The organism is Aeromonas sp. DNRA1, assembly GCF_963888745.1.
In the GTDB taxonomy this organism is placed as follows: domain Bacteria; phylum Pseudomonadota; class Gammaproteobacteria; order Enterobacterales; family Aeromonadaceae; genus Aeromonas; species Aeromonas hydrophila.
On sequence record NZ_CAWPKQ010000005.1, the window covers coordinates 436,650 to 450,360 of the forward strand.

Annotated in this window: 14 protein-coding genes; 7 read left to right on the forward strand and 7 right to left on the reverse strand. The window is 62.8% G+C overall.

Features of this window, described 5'->3' with window-relative positions; all coding sequences use genetic code 11:
• Nucleotides 1-347 precede the first annotated feature (347 nt).
• Both cphA and AACQ43_RS18015 read left to right on the forward strand, forming a co-directional pair.
• Complete coding sequence (gene cphA, locus AACQ43_RS18010) at nt 348-1,112, forward strand: CphA family subclass B2 metallo-beta-lactamase (RefSeq protein ID WP_168968068.1); 765 nt, start codon at nt 348-350, stop codon at nt 1,110-1,112.
• Nucleotides 1,113-1,277: 165 nt separating this feature from the next.
• Entirely contained in the window at nt 1,278-2,570 is a 1,293-nt protein-coding gene (locus AACQ43_RS18015; protein WP_168968069.1) for a lipopolysaccharide biosynthesis protein, read from the forward strand.
• 73 nt (nt 2,571-2,643) lie between these two features.
• Here the strand turns inward: AACQ43_RS18015 and AACQ43_RS18020 are convergent, their stop codons facing one another.
• From AACQ43_RS18020 to AACQ43_RS18030, 3 genes are all read right to left on the reverse strand, one after another.
• On the reverse strand, nt 2,644-3,891 hold the full coding sequence (locus AACQ43_RS18020; protein WP_168968070.1) for a DEAD/DEAH box helicase: 1,248 nt from the start codon (nt 3,889-3,891) through the stop codon (nt 2,644-2,646).
• A 109-nt stretch (nt 3,892-4,000) separates the two neighbouring features.
• Entirely contained in the window at nt 4,001-5,419 is a 1,419-nt protein-coding gene (locus AACQ43_RS18025) for a GGDEF domain-containing protein (protein ID WP_248281020.1), read from the reverse strand.
• A gap of 326 nt (nt 5,420-5,745) precedes the next feature.
• Nucleotides 5,746-6,660, reverse strand: a complete 915-nt coding sequence (locus tag AACQ43_RS18030; protein WP_168968072.1) for a LysR family transcriptional regulator — start codon at nt 6,658-6,660, stop codon at nt 5,746-5,748.
• A 218-nt stretch (nt 6,661-6,878) separates the two neighbouring features.
• Between AACQ43_RS18030 and AACQ43_RS18035 the strand changes: the two genes are divergently transcribed.
• Nucleotides 6,879-8,111 (forward strand): MFS transporter, encoded by a 1,233-nt coding sequence (locus tag AACQ43_RS18035; RefSeq protein ID WP_168968073.1) that lies wholly within the window; start codon nt 6,879-6,881, stop codon nt 8,109-8,111.
• A gap of 6 nt (nt 8,112-8,117) precedes the next feature.
• On the opposite strand, the gene AACQ43_RS18040 is transcribed toward AACQ43_RS18035, so the two are convergent.
• Together AACQ43_RS18040 and AACQ43_RS18045 are read right to left on the reverse strand one after the other, a co-directional pair.
• On the reverse strand, nt 8,118-8,267 hold the full coding sequence (locus tag AACQ43_RS18040) for a hypothetical protein (protein ID WP_168967858.1): 150 nt from the start codon (nt 8,265-8,267) through the stop codon (nt 8,118-8,120).
• Between the two features lie 58 nt (nt 8,268-8,325).
• Nucleotides 8,326-8,781 (reverse strand): hypothetical protein, encoded by a 456-nt coding sequence (locus AACQ43_RS18045; RefSeq protein ID WP_168968074.1) that lies wholly within the window; start codon nt 8,779-8,781, stop codon nt 8,326-8,328.
• Between the two features lie 169 nt (nt 8,782-8,950).
• Between AACQ43_RS18045 and AACQ43_RS18050 the strand changes: the two genes are divergently transcribed.
• A complete protein-coding gene (locus AACQ43_RS18050) occupies nt 8,951-9,859 on the forward strand; it encodes an SAM hydrolase/SAM-dependent halogenase family protein (protein WP_016349479.1) in 909 nt (302 codons plus the stop codon).
• Between the two features lie 66 nt (nt 9,860-9,925).
• On the opposite strand, the gene AACQ43_RS18055 is transcribed toward AACQ43_RS18050, so the two are convergent.
• A complete protein-coding gene (locus AACQ43_RS18055) occupies nt 9,926-10,219 on the reverse strand; it encodes a hypothetical protein (protein ID WP_168968075.1) in 294 nt (97 codons plus the stop codon).
• 145 nt (nt 10,220-10,364) lie between these two features.
• A complete protein-coding gene (locus tag AACQ43_RS18060; protein ID WP_005309014.1) occupies nt 10,365-10,925 on the reverse strand; it encodes a carbonic anhydrase in 561 nt (186 codons plus the stop codon).
• Between the two features lie 230 nt (nt 10,926-11,155).
• Here AACQ43_RS18060 and AACQ43_RS18065 point away from each other — a divergent pair, with 230 nt between their 5' ends.
• From AACQ43_RS18065 to AACQ43_RS18075, 3 genes are all read left to right on the forward strand, one after another.
• On the forward strand, nt 11,156-11,803 hold the full coding sequence (locus tag AACQ43_RS18065) for a ribonuclease T2 family protein (protein ID WP_168968076.1): 648 nt from the start codon (nt 11,156-11,158) through the stop codon (nt 11,801-11,803).
• A gap of 68 nt (nt 11,804-11,871) precedes the next feature.
• On the forward strand, nt 11,872-12,156 hold the full coding sequence (locus tag AACQ43_RS18070; RefSeq protein ID WP_168968077.1) for a helix-hairpin-helix domain-containing protein: 285 nt from the start codon (nt 11,872-11,874) through the stop codon (nt 12,154-12,156).
• Nucleotides 12,153-13,211, forward strand: coding sequence for an NAD(P)H-dependent flavin oxidoreductase (locus tag AACQ43_RS18075; protein WP_168968078.1), 1,059 nt, complete (start codon nt 12,153-12,155; stop codon nt 13,209-13,211). Before AACQ43_RS18070 ends, AACQ43_RS18075 begins: the two co-directional genes overlap by 4 nt.
• Nucleotides 13,212-13,711: the final 500 nt, after the last annotated feature.

Below are 13,711 nucleotides of genomic sequence, written 5' to 3' on the forward strand. Positions count from 1 at the left end.
TGTGCTTTACGTGCGAGGTACGGGTGGGGATGGGAGTTTGGAATTGGCATGTGCCATCCCCTCTCCCTCGGGAGAGGGCTAGGGTGAGGGACTGCTATCTGTGTTGTCGTTTCGTTTTGAGCCTTTACCTCTCTCCACTTCCCGTACCGTCGATCGCCATATTGGTCGTGGCTCGTCGCCGATTCCCCCTGATTTTTTCTGACTTCCCCCTGACTTCCCCCAGACTTCACCTTCTCTTCACACAACCTCATTTTCCCCTCACAAATACCCCGTATTTTCTGCCCACTGATAAATGGGCCCGGCTTGTCACAGGGGGGGCGAGGGGCCGGTTGGTTCGAGGGAGCAAGATGATGAAAGGTTGGATAAAGTGCGGATTGGCCGGGGCCCTGGTGCTGATGGCGAGTTTCTGGGGTGGCAGCGTGCGGGCGGCGGGGATGTCGCTGACACAGGTGAGCGGCCCCGTCTATGTGGTGGAGGACAACTACTACGTGCAGGAAAATTCCATGGTCTATTTCGGGGCCAAGGGAGTGACGGTGGTGGGGGCGACCTGGACGCCGGATACCGCCCGCGAGCTGCACAAGCTGATCAAACGGGTCAGCCGCAAGCCGGTGCTGGAGGTGATCAACACCAACTACCACACCGACCGGGCAGGCGGTAACGCCTACTGGAAGTCCATCGGCGCCAAGGTGGTATCGACCCGTCAGACCCGGGATCTGATGAAGAGCGACTGGGCCGAGATTGTCTCCTTTACCCGCAAGGGGCTGCCGGAGTACCCGGACTTGCCGCTGGTGCTGCCGAACGTGGTGCACGATGGCGACTTCACCCTGCAAGAGGGCAAGCTGCGCGCCTTCTACGCGGGCCCGGCCCACACGCCGGACGGTATCTTTGTCTACTTCCCCGACGAGCAGGTGCTCTATGGCAACTGCATCCTCAAGGAGAAGCTGGGCAACCTGAGCTTTGCCAATGTGAAGGCCTATCCACAGACCATCGAGCGGCTCAAGGCGATGAAGCTGCCGATCAAGACGGTGGTGGGCGGTCACGACTCGCCGCTGCACGGCCCCGAGCTTATCGATCAATACGAGGCGCTGATCAAGGCCGCGCCCCAGTCATAAGCCGGCGCGGCGGCAGCCGAATGACGCGCTGGATGCACGATAAAAGAGACGCCTGGCCGGGCGTTGCTGGCAGGGGGATGTCCTTGCCCCCTGTTTCGGGCTGTTCAAGGGCGCCCCCCTTTCATAAGATGGGCCTCTCTTCACGCAGTTAGCGGGCCTTTCGTGATGCACGCCATTCAAGACGAACAACCCGATTCACTTGGCCGCCTCAAGCAGGCTTTTATCACCGGCATGTGGGCGTCCCTTGCCAGCATCATCATCGGCTTCGCCTTCAAGGTGTGGCTGGCGCAGTGGGTGGCCAAGGGGGATCTGGCGCTGTTCAACAGCGTGGTGGATTTGATCTCCCTCTCCTTGATCCTGATGACCGGCTTTCGCTCCTCCATGGTGGTGAGCTACTCCCAGACCAAAAACGATCGGGACATCATCAATATCTTCCGCTACTTCCTCATTGGCATGGTACTGCTCACCTGGGGGCTGGTGATCCCCTACATCAAGCACGGGCTCCATATCCGGGCCGAATATCTGCAACTGGTAGGGGTCATCTTCGGGCTGGGGCTCAAGGTCTACTTCACCAATCTGGTGGCCATGTACCGGATGTACGGGATCTCCAACCGGGTCACCTGGCTGGAACCGCTGGCCAATGGCCTGCTGTTTATGGCCTGCTATTTCGGGCTCGGGATGGCTGCGCTCCCTTCGCTCTTCTACGGGCTGACCTTCTCCTCGCTCGCCATCGCCGGCTACATGTATCTGCACCGGCGTCGGGCCATCGCCACCCGGCCGCTGGCCAAGGTCGAGCTTGGCCCCGAGATGCGCAGTTATGTGAAGAAGAGTTTTACCGCCTCGCTGGAGGCGGGGGCCAGCATCCTGATGATCTACATCACGGTACTGCTCACCATTCGTCACTTCAGCCTCGACGAGCTGGGGGATTTTCAGGTGGTGGTGCGTCCCATCTTCACCTACATGACCACCCTGTTCGTCTTCCCCATCTACCGTTTCGTGCTGCCTGAGCTGGCGGTCAATCTGCGCAGCGGCGATCACCGCCAGATCCGCCTGATCCGGCGCTGGATCTTCCGCCTCAGCGTCATCGTCAGCCTGGTGTTCTTCCTGGTGATGCTGCTGGCGGGCAAGCCGCTGGTGTCGCTGCTGTTCCCGGCTGATTATCTGGGGGCCGTGCCGGTGCTGCTGCATTTCTCCCTCTTCTTCATCTTCATGATGCTCAACGGCTACCAGCTCGCCTACATCAAGGCCCACGGCCACTTTACCCAGAGCCTGCTGATCCGGGCGGTGGGCATAGTGGCACTGGTGGCGGCCTACTACCTGGTGGCCCGCTTCACCACCAACGTGGTGGCCATTATCGTTGCGCTGGGCCTCGGTTATCTGGTGATGTTCGTGCTCTCCACCCTGGCCGAGCAGCGCATCCTGCGGGCCCTGCCGCCGGAACTGGCGGCTGCGCCTTAGGAGTGGAGCAGGTGTGTATCGGATAACAAAAAACGCCCGACTGGGCGTTTTTTTATGGCGGTGCCGGGGCGGCTTAGCGTCGGCCCTTGCCACCCTTGTTGCCAGCCAGAGCCTGCTTTCGGGCACGCTGCTTCTGGGCTGCCTTGCTGCTGCGGCGTGGCTCGGGCTCGAAGCGGGTCAGATCCGGCTCAAAGGCCGGGAACCACTGCTGGGGCAAACGGGTGTCGAGCACCGCTTCCACCTTCTCCAACAGCGGCGCATCTTCCGGGCTGAACAGGGTGATGGCGAGCCCCTTGTTGCCGGCGCGACCGGTGCGGCCGATGCGGTGCACGTAATCCTCTGCCACAAACGGGAATTCCATATTGATCACGTAGTTGAGATCCGTGATATCGAGGCCGCGGGCCGCCACGTCGGTGGCGACCAGCGCCTGCAGGGTGCCGGCGCGAAACTCCAGCAGCACCTTCTCCCGCGCCCCTTGTGACAGGTCACCGTGGAAAGCCAGCGCGTTGATGCCGGCCTTGCCGAGCTGCTGGGCCAGCTGGTCAGCCCCTTGGCGGGTGCGGCTGAAGATCAGGGCCGGTGCCCAGCCTTTCACTTTCAGCATGTGTTCGACCAGCGCCAGCTTGCGATCGCTGTCCACGGTATAAACCCGCTGCTCCACCTCGGCTGCCGTGGTGTTGCGCGGCGCCACCTCGATAAGCGCCGGGTCGCGCAGCAGCACTTTGCTCAAGGCAAACAGGTTGTCGTCGCAGGTGGCGGAGAAGAGCAGGGTCTGGCGATCCGCCGGGATCTGTTTGAGCAGCGCCTTGATCTCGTCCATAAAGCCCATGTCGAGCATGCGATCCGCCTCGTCAAACACCAGATGGCGCAGTGCCGCCAGACTCAAGGCCCCCTGCCGCAGATGGTCGAGCAGCCGGCCCGGGGTGGCGATCAGGACATCCACCCCGGCTTTCAGCGCCTCCACCTGCGCCGCGATACTCACCCCGCCGTAGACCAGCGTGCTGGTGAGGTCGGTGCCCTTGGCGTAGCGCGTGACACTCTCATGTACCTGTGCCGCCAGTTCGCGGGTCGGCACCAGCACCAGGGCGCGGATGGGGCGGGCATCGTTCGTCGGGTTTTGCAGCAACAGCTCCAGCAGCGGCAGCACGAAGGCGGCGGTCTTGCCGGTGCCGGTCTGGGCGCCCGCCATCAGATCGCGCCCCGCCAGAATGACGGGAATGGCGCTGGCCTGCACCGGGGTCGGTGCGGCGTAGCCAAGCTCGGTCAGGGTCTGCTGCAAGCGGGGAGAGAGTGCCAGGTCGGCGAAGGAGGCAATGGACATAAGGGTACCCGTCGGGATGAGCGCGGCCACGCCGCGCTGGAAACAGTCTTGATGGCCGGCATGGTAACAGATAGAGGAAGGCCGGCAGAAGCAGGGGCGCTCAGGGAGCCTAATCGGCGCCCGGATCGCGGACAAAGCAGATGGTCTGCCCCTGGTAATAGGCGATATTGCGCTTGCCGTGTTGTTTGACGTGGTAGAGCAGATCGTCGGCCAGTTGCACTGCCTCGGTCACCGTCAGGTAATCGCGAATGCGGGTCACCCCGGCGGAGAAGGTGATGGGAGCGGGCAGCTCGGGGATGCGCAATGGCCGCTCCAGCAGACGGGCGGCGGAGTGATGCATCATTTTGTCATCGTCCATCCCCTTGAACAGCACGATGAACTCTTCTCCACCCCAGCGAATGGCGACATCTCCCCTGCGGATATTGGTCTTGAGGTGATTGGCGAAGGCGACGAGAGCCTGGTCACCCACCCCGTGCCCATGGGTGTCGTTGACGGATTTGAAGTTGTCGATGTCGAGGATCATCAGGTAGTCATGTTCTCGCAGCAGGGCCTGATTGAGGATGTCACGGCGCGGCAGCCGGGTCAGTGCGTCGGTCTGTGCCTGAGTGCGTACTCGAGTGATAATGCTTCGCCCCGTCAGCATCAGCAGCAGCAGGGCGATGAGATAGATCTTGAAGGCCGGCCCATAGAGCACGGCCCGGGCAAAATCGCCGTAGCTGTATGACCACTTGAGATAGAGGTCGCTGCCCGCCTTGGTGCGCATCAGTGGCGTGCTCAGGCAGAGGTGGAACGGGCGGCAGGGCTCGACTTCTTCGAAGGAGAGGATGGCTCGAGTGGGATTGAGGTTCTGGAAGGGCTGCAGCACCTCCTTGAACGCCCGGTCGACGGCGATGTCGATGCCCATGAGCCCATAGCGGTAGTCCTTGATGGCTGGCTCGTAATAGACGAAGGGGAAGTAGAGGGTGATGGCCTGCAATCCAGTGAAGGTATCGATATAGAGACCTGAGACCCAGGCCTCATCCGTGCTGCAAGGAACATGGGTGGAGGCGAAGAAGGCGCAGCCGAAATAGTGGGTCCAGGGCTCGATGTCATTGAGGTTGGTGTTGACCGGTAGCAACTGGCTCGGCAGCATCCGCTGGTTGGCGACCATGCCGAGCAGGCGGCGATCGTCATAGAAGGCGTAGAGGTTGAGGACCTCGGGGTTGGAGATGACGTACTGGTAGGCCAGGAGCATCTGGTTGGCCGGGGGCAACACGGGAATGACCGCCAGACGCTTCAGGGTAGGGAGATCATAGCCATAGGCATAGGTCGCCGCATCCCCGCTCTCGTTGAAGATGGGCATCTTGATGCTGCTGTTGTCGATGAAGGCTGCCAGTTTCTCTGGCGCCAGGATGCGGGCCCGCTGATAGAACACCTCGAACAGGTTGGGCTGCTTGGCGGTGATGAGCTGCATGTCGTGCCGGATACGGAGGTAGGTGTAGTTGGATACCAGCCCCAATCCCGCTATCGCCAGGCCAAGCAACCCCAACCGATTCAGCCACGAGCGGGGGACGATATGCCTCAGTGATCCAGCCATGCGATGAACGCTCCCGTGGCGACAGAGATCATTTTTGTAACTGATTTTGCCGGGCATCACCAGATGAAGCTGATGGAACCTCATCCGGCATGCGCAAAGATGAACCAACAATATCAGAACGATAGACGATGATGCGGCATTCGATGGCAGGCAGGGAAAGGCGTGGTGAAGAAAACAAGAGGGCACTGTGCCCTCTTGTGTGTTCAGTGACGGCGAGCCTTATCGGGTCTGGTATGTCGGTGAGCAGGGCTGTGGAGGATGCCGTTGAGCATGTCGGCTCAATCCCTGTACGTTTGACGGGATGTGGTGAGGGGCCGGGTCTGTAGCAGGGGCTGAAACACCTCCTCCAGCGCATCCACCACGGCGCGCACCCGGCTGGCTTTTTGCAGGTCGGGGTGGAGCACCAGCCAGATGTCGACCGGATCACACAGGGTGGGTAGCACGCGCACCAGTTCCGGCTCCTTGTCTGCCAGAAAGGTGGAGAGCAGGGCGATGCCGAGCCCCTGGCGAGCCGCCGCCAGCAACAGCAGCTGGGCGTTGCACTGCAGCACCACGTTGGGCTCGTGCAGCGGCTCCCCGCACAGGCTGTGCCAGTGGCGGGAGACCAGCTCCCTGGCAAACAGCAGCAGGGCGTGCTGGCTGAGAGCGTGGCCGCTTTTGGGCGTGCCGTGGCGGGCCAGATAGTCGCGGGAGGCATAGAGCCCCATCTCTATGGTGGTGAGGCGCTTGATCACCAGCTCGTCGTTGTCCGGGCGCAGCCCGCGGATGGCGAGGTCGGCCTCCCGGTAGGCGATGTCGCTGACGTTCACCGCGGTCTGCAGGCTGAGCCGGATGCCGGGGTGGCGCTCGCGCAGCAGGGTGAGGGCGGGCAGCACGAAGGCCTGGGCCAGGGTGTCGGTGGTGGCGATGCGCACCTCGCCGCACAGGCTCTGATCGCCGGCGCTCGCCTTGCGTTCGATGGCCTTGATGGCCTGCTCCATGGCGCTGGCATCCGCCAGCATGGCCTCGCCGAGGGGGCTGAGATCATAGAGCTTGGGGGTGCGGATAAAGAGCTTGGAGCCGAGGTTCTGCTCCAGCGCCGTGATGCGGCGCCCCACGGTGGCCTGATCGACCCCCAGTACACCGGCGGCACCGCGCAGGGTACCCTGCCGTGCCAATGCCAGAAAAAACCGCGCGTCGTCCCAGTTGATCATCGAGCCTCCCACTCAAAGTGCCCCGGCGGGGCGTGCCCATTAGAAGCCAGTGCTGGCGCGATCACAAGGCGAGAGTGTCCTTGTCGACATGCAGATAGATACCACTGACATGCATTATTGAAGCAGGCTGATGCATTTGTGTCGCTGTCGAGTGGCCGCGGCGGGCGCTATCATGGCGCCTCTCGTCAGCGGCCTTGCCCGCCTCATCGGAGCCTTGCATGTCATCATCTCTTTGCGCCGCCGCCCCCTCTGCGGCGGCTACCTCCCATCGCGCCATCCTGCTGTTTCTGCCGCTGGCGCTGATGTCGGCGCTGCTCAACAGCAGCGTGCCCACCCCCCTTTATCCCCACTATCAGCAGGCGCTGGCCCTGAGCGATGTCAGCCTCACCCTCATCTACGGCGGCTATGCGGGCGGGGTGCTGATCTCCCTGTTCGGGGTGGGCAATCTGGCGGGCCGGGTGAGCGATCTGCGCGCCATGATCCTGCCAGCTCTGCTGGCGGTACTGGGGGGCGCCCTGCTGTTCTCTCTCGCGGACTCCTTCTGGTCGCTATTGCTGGCGCGGGTGCTGGCCGGGATCGGCACCGGCGCCCTGACCGGCGCCGCCAATGTGGCCCTGCTGCGCTTCGGTCCGCGCGATGGCGGCAAGCGGGCCGCCCTCAGCGCGACCCTCTCCTTCACCGCCGGGCTGGCGCTAGGCCCGGTGTTCAGCGGGTTGGCGTTGCAGCTGGAGTGCTATCCGACCCAACTGCCCTTCCTGCTCATCATGGGGCTGGCGGCCTGCGCCATGGTGGGGGTGGCGTTGAGCTGGCCCGCCCGCGCGCAAGGGGCGCCGGCTGCGGCAACGCAGCAGGGCAGGGGATCGCTGGGGGAGGGGCTCAAGGCCACCGGGGCGGCCTTCTTTATTTGTGCACTGGCGCTGTTTACCGCCTGGGCGGTGGCGGCCAGCCTGCTGGCCATCGGTCCCAAGGTGGCGAGTCAGTTGCTGGGGCTGTGGGATCTCGGCCTGTTCGGCTATCTCATCGCGGCCTACATGGTGCTCTCCGGCCTGTGCCAGCTCTGGGCCCGCCGGCTCGATGCCCGTCACACCCTGCAAAGCGGTGCCCTGGCGCTGGCGCTCTGCATGCTGCTGTTTGCCGGCGCCGTGCATGCCCAGTCGTGGTGGCTGGCGGTGCTCGGCTTGCTGGTGGCCGGTTACGCCCAGGGCGCGGTGTTCGTCGGCAGTGCGACCTTGGTCAACCGCATCGCGCCAGCTGCCAGCCACGCCCGGCTGGTGTCGCTCTTCTACGTGATCGCCTATGTGGCGAACTGGGTGCCGGTGCTGCTGGGCTGGGTCAGCGACGGGGCCGGCGTGCAGGCGGCGGTGGATCTGCTCACCGTCGGCAGCGTGCTGATCAGCCTGGGGCTGGCCTGGGCGACCTGGCGCACCCGCTTCGAGCCGGCTGCCGGCTAGCATGACTCAGGCGGCCAGCACCACCTGCTCGGCCGACAAATATTGCATCCACTCGCGCAGGATCAGCAGGGCGGCGGCAAAGCGCCGGGTCTTGGGCTGGTTGATGTGACTCAGTCGGCCAGCACGACTCGCTCGGCCGACAGATGGTGCATCCACTCGCGCAGGATCAGCAGGGCGGTGGCAAAGCGCCGGGTCTTGGGCAGGCTAGTGTGACTCAGTCGGCCAGCACTACTCGCTCGGCCGACAGATGGTGCATCCATTCGCGCAGGATCAACAGGGCGGCGGCAAAGCGCCGGGTCTTGGGCAGGTTGGCGGCGGCCAGCGGGTCACCCTCCACCATGGCGGCCAACTGGCTGAACAGCTGTTCCAGGCTCTCCCGGCTCAATTCACGACTGCCGAGCACCTCGGCCAGCGGCAGCGGCGCCTGCAGGGTCACCACCTCATGGGGCGGTACCTCGGCGGCCAGCGGCATCAGCACGTCCTCCACCACCATGATGGCCTGCTCCAGCTCCAGCACGCTCGGCGGATCCCGGCGAAACGGGCCCGGTGTCATGGCCTCGAGGCCGAAGCCCAAGTCGCGGGTGAAGTGGGTGCCGTCGGCCCGGGTCAGCTGCAGCTGGCTGCTGTGCTCCCCCAGGCTGAGCAGGATGGCGGTCTGGTTGCGGGTCATGGGATCTCCTTGTGGCGGTCGCGACTCAGCCCTATCCATACACCCGCCGCGACCTGCTGGCGAGGGCTTTCGGCGCCCCCATCCGGGGAATACGGCTTGCAATATGTGACAGTGATGGCATTCTGGATGTCTAGATGGTTGTTTCGTCGTTACCTTCAGGAGTTCAGATATGGATATTCGTACCGCCCCCCGTGCACTTGCGCTCGCCCTGTTGCTGGCCAGCGGCCTTGCCACCGCCAACGAGGCACTGGTGATCCAGACCGACTTCGGTCTCAAGGATGGTGCCGTCTCGGCCATGAAGGGGGTCGCCTTCGGGGTGGACCGCACCCTGCCGCTCTATGACCTGACCCACGAGATCCCGGCCTACAACATCTGGGAAGCCTCCTATCGCCTCTATCAGACTCTGCAGTACTGGCCCAAGGGCACTGTGTTCGTCAGCGTGGTGGATCCGGGTGTCGGCACCGATCGCAAGTCGGTGGTGCTCAAGACCAAGAGCGGCCACTACATCGTCAGTCCGGACAACGGCACCCTGACCCTGGTAGCCGAACACTTCGGCATCGACACGGTGCGCCAGATTGACGAGAAGACCAACCGCCTCAAGGGCTCCGAGAAGTCCTACACCTTCCACGGCCGCGACGTCTATGCCTACACCGGTGCCCGGCTCGCCTCCGGCGCCATCAGCTACGAGCAGGTGGGCCCGAAACTGCCTGCCGAGGTGGTGAAGATCCCCTATCAGCCGGCAGTGGCCGAGCAGGATGGCACCCTCAAAGGCACCATTCCGATCCTGGATGTGCAATACGGCAACGTCTGGACCAACATCGACGACAGCCTGCTGACCAAGGCGGGGATCAACAAGGGCGACAACGCCTGCATCAAGATCAGCGAAGGGGATGCGCTGAAGTACGAGGGCAAGGCCCCCTATGTCAGCAGCTTTGGCGATGTGCCGGAAGGCCAGCCGCTGGTCTACCTCAACAGCCTGCTGCAGGTGTCGGTGGCGCTGAACATGGACAGCTTCGCCGCCAAGCATCAGGTGCAATCCGGCGCCAACTGGCATATCAGCCTGAAGAAGTGCTCCTAAGCAGGGGCTTTCATCAACGACAAGGGCGCTGCGGCGCCCTTTTCATTGCTGGTCCAGCTGTGGGGTTTACTGCCCTTTGAGCGGGGCGGTGGTGGGTTGGAGCCTAATGGGCTGGGGTGGCAGCTCGCGCACGCTGATAACCACTTCATAGCGTTTGTCGGCTTCGGCCGGCGGAATGTTCTTGAACAGCGCCTGGGCCGTGGCCTGAGGATCCTGGCCCAGCTTGCTGGCGTGATAGAGGGGAGCGGGCAACGCCGGCGGGCGCACGTCGGGGCGACTGGCTGGCGGGGGTGGCAGCTCGCAGGCCTGAGCCGACAGGCTGGCAAGCAGCAGGGTGAGGGCGAGGGGGCAACGTGACATGGGGATGACTCCATCCAGGGAAGATGGCCCATGAAACGCCAGGCGGGCCGCTAGCTCAACGGCTTTTACGCTCCCTTTTCACCCTCTTTACAGTCGTGACAACGGGCGCCTCGGCGCCCGTTGTGGATCCTGGCAACCGCGGGACTCAGAACTCGTTGGAGAGCGCCTTGTACCCCTTGACCAGATCGATGTTGGTGTGGGCTACGTCCTCGGAGAACTCGGCGGCATCCACCGAGACTCGCGGGATGTGGTCCAGATCGCTCTGCTGGTTGATGCGAGTGGTGGAGGGGACGTAGAACTCCGGCGGCAGATCGCAGCCGTCCACCACCGAGTTGTGGCGCACCACGGCACCGTCACCGATGTGGCAGTTGAACAGCACGCTGTTGAAGCCGATGAACACCCGGTTGCCCACTTCACACGGCCCGTGGACTATGCTGCGGTGGGCGATGGAGGTGTACTCGCCGATGGTGACGGCGGCGCCGGACTTGGAGTGGATGACGACCCCGTCCTGAATGTTGGAGTTGGCGCCGATGACGATGGGCTCCATGTCGCCGCTGGCATCCACCTCGTCGGCGCGGATCACCGCATAGGGGCCGACAAACACGTTCTCCTTGATGATCACCTTGCCACAGATGATGGCTGTCTTGTCGATATAGGCTGACTCGTCGATGACCGGCAGATGGCCGGAGGGATTCTTGCGGATCATGTTACATCCTGTTGAAGAGGAAAGCGGACGGGAAACAGGCCGGACGTGCGGGCCCGCCGGAGAGTCAGCTTACGCCTCGGTGCCGGGAGGGGAAACCCTTTACTGGTCTGACCCCGACATGGGCCGGTGCCCCGGCAGGGTGTTCCCTCTGGGCAAAATATGGGAGCATGGCCGCTCTCGAGGGCGAAACGGCCCGCTCGACATTATGTGCATAACCCTGGATATCCAAGATGAAGAAGATTGTTGTGGTGCTCGGCATGCTGCTGGCCCCCTGGTTCTCCTCTGCCGTGCAGGCCAAAGGGGAGGCCGGTGAATTTGACTATTACGCCATGGCGCTCTCCTGGTCACCGGAGCATTGCGCCATCAAGCCGGCAGACCGGGACCAATGTTCCCGCCAGCTGGGATTCGTGCTGCACGGGCTCTGGCCCCAGCATCAGCGCGGCTATCCGAGCAGCTGTAGCCGCGAGCGGCTGGATCCGGCGATGGAGCAGCAATTTGCCGGGCTCTATCCCAGCCGTTTTCTCTATCGCCATGAGTGGGAGAAGCACGGTACCTGCTCTGGCTTGAGCCAGCGCGACTTTCATCAGCTGGCCAGCAACCTGCGCCAGAAAGTGAAGATCCCGGCGGCCTATCAGTCTCCCGCCGAGCCGCTGCGCAAGAGCCGTTTCCAGCTCAAGGCGGATCTGGCCAGTGTCAACGACTGGCTGGCACCGGACAACATCACGGTGGCCTGCGCTGACGGTGGGCGCTTCCTGCGGGAGGTCTACATCTGCATCAACAAGGAGGGGACAGCAGCCGTCACCTGTTCCAACGAGATGCAAAAGCGCGAGTTGCGCTCCTGCGGTCAGCCGGACTTCCTGCTGCGCAGCGTACGTTGACCACTTATCTTCATCAGGCCCCTCGCGGGCCTGATGTGCAATCAGGGTATGGGAAAGGAGTCTGAACAATGAAGAGCAAGCAAGGATTTTCGGGCGAGGAACGGGCACTGTTGCTCGGCGTGAAAGGGGTGGGGCCCACCGTCATCGGGCGGCTTGAACAGCTTGGCTACTACAATCTGGCGCAATTGGCCGAGGCCGACACCGGCCATATCGTGCAGCTGGTGGCCAGCATGCTGGGCTCGACCTGCTGGCAGAGCAGCCCGCAGGCCCGGGCGGCCATCGATGGGGCCATCGCCCTGGCACGCAGCCAGGTCGGTGGCGTATCTACGGAGCCGCGAGAGGCGACATCATGACGCTGTTTGCCGAACTGGGGCTGCGCTACCCCATCATTCAGGCCCCCATGGCCGGAGTGCAGGACAGCGCACTGGCACTGGCCGTGACTCGGGCCGGCGCGCTGGGCTCATTGCCTGCAGCCATGCTGAACCTGGCCACCTTGCGCGAAGAGCTGACCCGGCTGGCGGCGAGCGGGGGGCCATTCAACATCAACTTCTTCTGCCACCGGCAGGAGGCGCCGGATCCCGCCGCCCAGGCCCGCTGGTTGCAGCGGCTGGCGCCTTACTATGACGAATACGGCGTGCGTGATACGGTCGGCACGGCGGTTCCCAGTCGGGCACCGTTCAATGCCGAGCATGCCGCCATGGTAGCCGAGTTCAAACCGGCCGTGGTCAGTTTTCATTTCGGACTGCCCGAGCCCGAGTTGCTGGCCAGGGTGAAAGCCAGCGGGGCCAAGGTATTGGCCAGCGCTACCACGATCGCTGAAGCCCGCTGGCTCGCCGCCCATGGTGCCGATGCTATCATCGCCCAGGGGCTGGAGGCCGGCGGCCATCGCGGCCATTTCCTCGAAGACGATCTCAGTCTGCAGCAGGGCACCTTTAGCCTGTTGCCACAGATAGTAGAGGTGGTGAGGCTGCCGGTCATCGCCGCTGGCGGCATTGTCGATGGCGCCGGCATTCGCGCCGCACTGGCGTTGGGGGCCAGCGCCGTACAGCTGGGCACCGCCTTTCTCTGTTGCCATGAAGCGACCACCTCGGCCCTGCACCGGACGGCACTGCTCTCGCCGGCAGGGCGACACACGGCGCTGACCAACCTGTTCAGTGGTCGCCCGGCTCGCGGCATCGTCAATCGCCTGATGCGAGAATTGGGGCCACTGTCCGAAGATGTGCCTGCATTTCCTCATGCCAGTGGCGCCCTGGCACCGCTGCGCAGTGCGGCCGAACAGCAGGGAGACACTGGGTGCTCGCCGCTCTGGGCCGGCCAGAATGTCTCTGGTTGCCGTGACTGGTCGGCTGATGAGCTGATCTCGCGCTGGGTAAAAGAAGCCGGGTTGGCTGAAGTTATACCTATATAGGAAGTCAACGTGAGCGCTGGCTCAAGCGGGGGGATGGAAAACAGGGTAAAAGCAGACTCGGATCTCCCTGTTTTGCTCGCTATCTGTGGATAAGTTTGTATAAAAGCTGTGCTTGGATATGAATAACTAAAAAAGTGCGCTTTTTTGCAATTTTATTGCATTCGCCCCCTTGCCAGCGTGATCAATCTCTCTATAATGCGCCCCATCGACACGGCAAGCGGCAACGCAAACAACCGAGTCGATAGCCTCGAAAAGTCCTTGAAAATAAGGCTTGACTCGAGAAGGCGGTTGAGTAGAATGCCACTCCCGCAGCAGCAAAAGCTGCGTCGCTCTTTAACAATTTGAATCAAGCAATCTGTGTGGGCACTCACAGCATCGAGCATCAAAAACAATTTTTGATATCAATGTCTGATGAAGTGACCAAAGCAACTTTTAGTTGCAGCAGTTAATTCAGCAATTCATTGAGCCGCCTTAACAGGCAACCAAACTTAAATTGAAGA

Coding starts and splice junctions, on each gene's coding strand:
- AACQ43_RS18055 (WP_168968075.1), bottom strand. CDS start 10,219: ATGTCACGTTGCCCCCTCGCCCTCACCCTGCTGCTTGCCAGCCTGTCG.
- cphA (WP_168968068.1), top strand. CDS start 348: ATGATGAAAGGTTGGATAAAGTGCGGATTGGCCGGGGCCCTGGTGCTG.
- AACQ43_RS18075 (WP_168968078.1), top strand. CDS start 12,153: ATGACGCTGTTTGCCGAACTGGGGCTGCGCTACCCCATCATTCAGGCC.
- AACQ43_RS18045 (WP_168968074.1), bottom strand. CDS start 8,781: ATGACCCGCAACCAGACCGCCATCCTGCTCAGCCTGGGGGAGCACAGC.
- AACQ43_RS18070 (WP_168968077.1), top strand. CDS start 11,872: ATGAAGAGCAAGCAAGGATTTTCGGGCGAGGAACGGGCACTGTTGCTC.
- AACQ43_RS18020 (WP_168968070.1), bottom strand. CDS start 3,891: ATGTCCATTGCCTCCTTCGCCGACCTGGCACTCTCTCCCCGCTTGCAG.
- AACQ43_RS18035 (WP_168968073.1), top strand. CDS start 6,879: ATGTCATCATCTCTTTGCGCCGCCGCCCCCTCTGCGGCGGCTACCTCC.
- AACQ43_RS18030 (WP_168968072.1), bottom strand. CDS start 6,660: ATGATCAACTGGGACGACGCGCGGTTTTTTCTGGCATTGGCACGGCAG.
- AACQ43_RS18065 (WP_168968076.1), top strand. CDS start 11,156: ATGAAGAAGATTGTTGTGGTGCTCGGCATGCTGCTGGCCCCCTGGTTC.
- AACQ43_RS18050 (WP_016349479.1), top strand. CDS start 8,951: ATGGATATTCGTACCGCCCCCCGTGCACTTGCGCTCGCCCTGTTGCTG.
- AACQ43_RS18060 (WP_005309014.1), bottom strand. CDS start 10,925: ATGATCCGCAAGAATCCCTCCGGCCATCTGCCGGTCATCGACGAGTCA.
- AACQ43_RS18015 (WP_168968069.1), top strand. CDS start 1,278: ATGCACGCCATTCAAGACGAACAACCCGATTCACTTGGCCGCCTCAAG.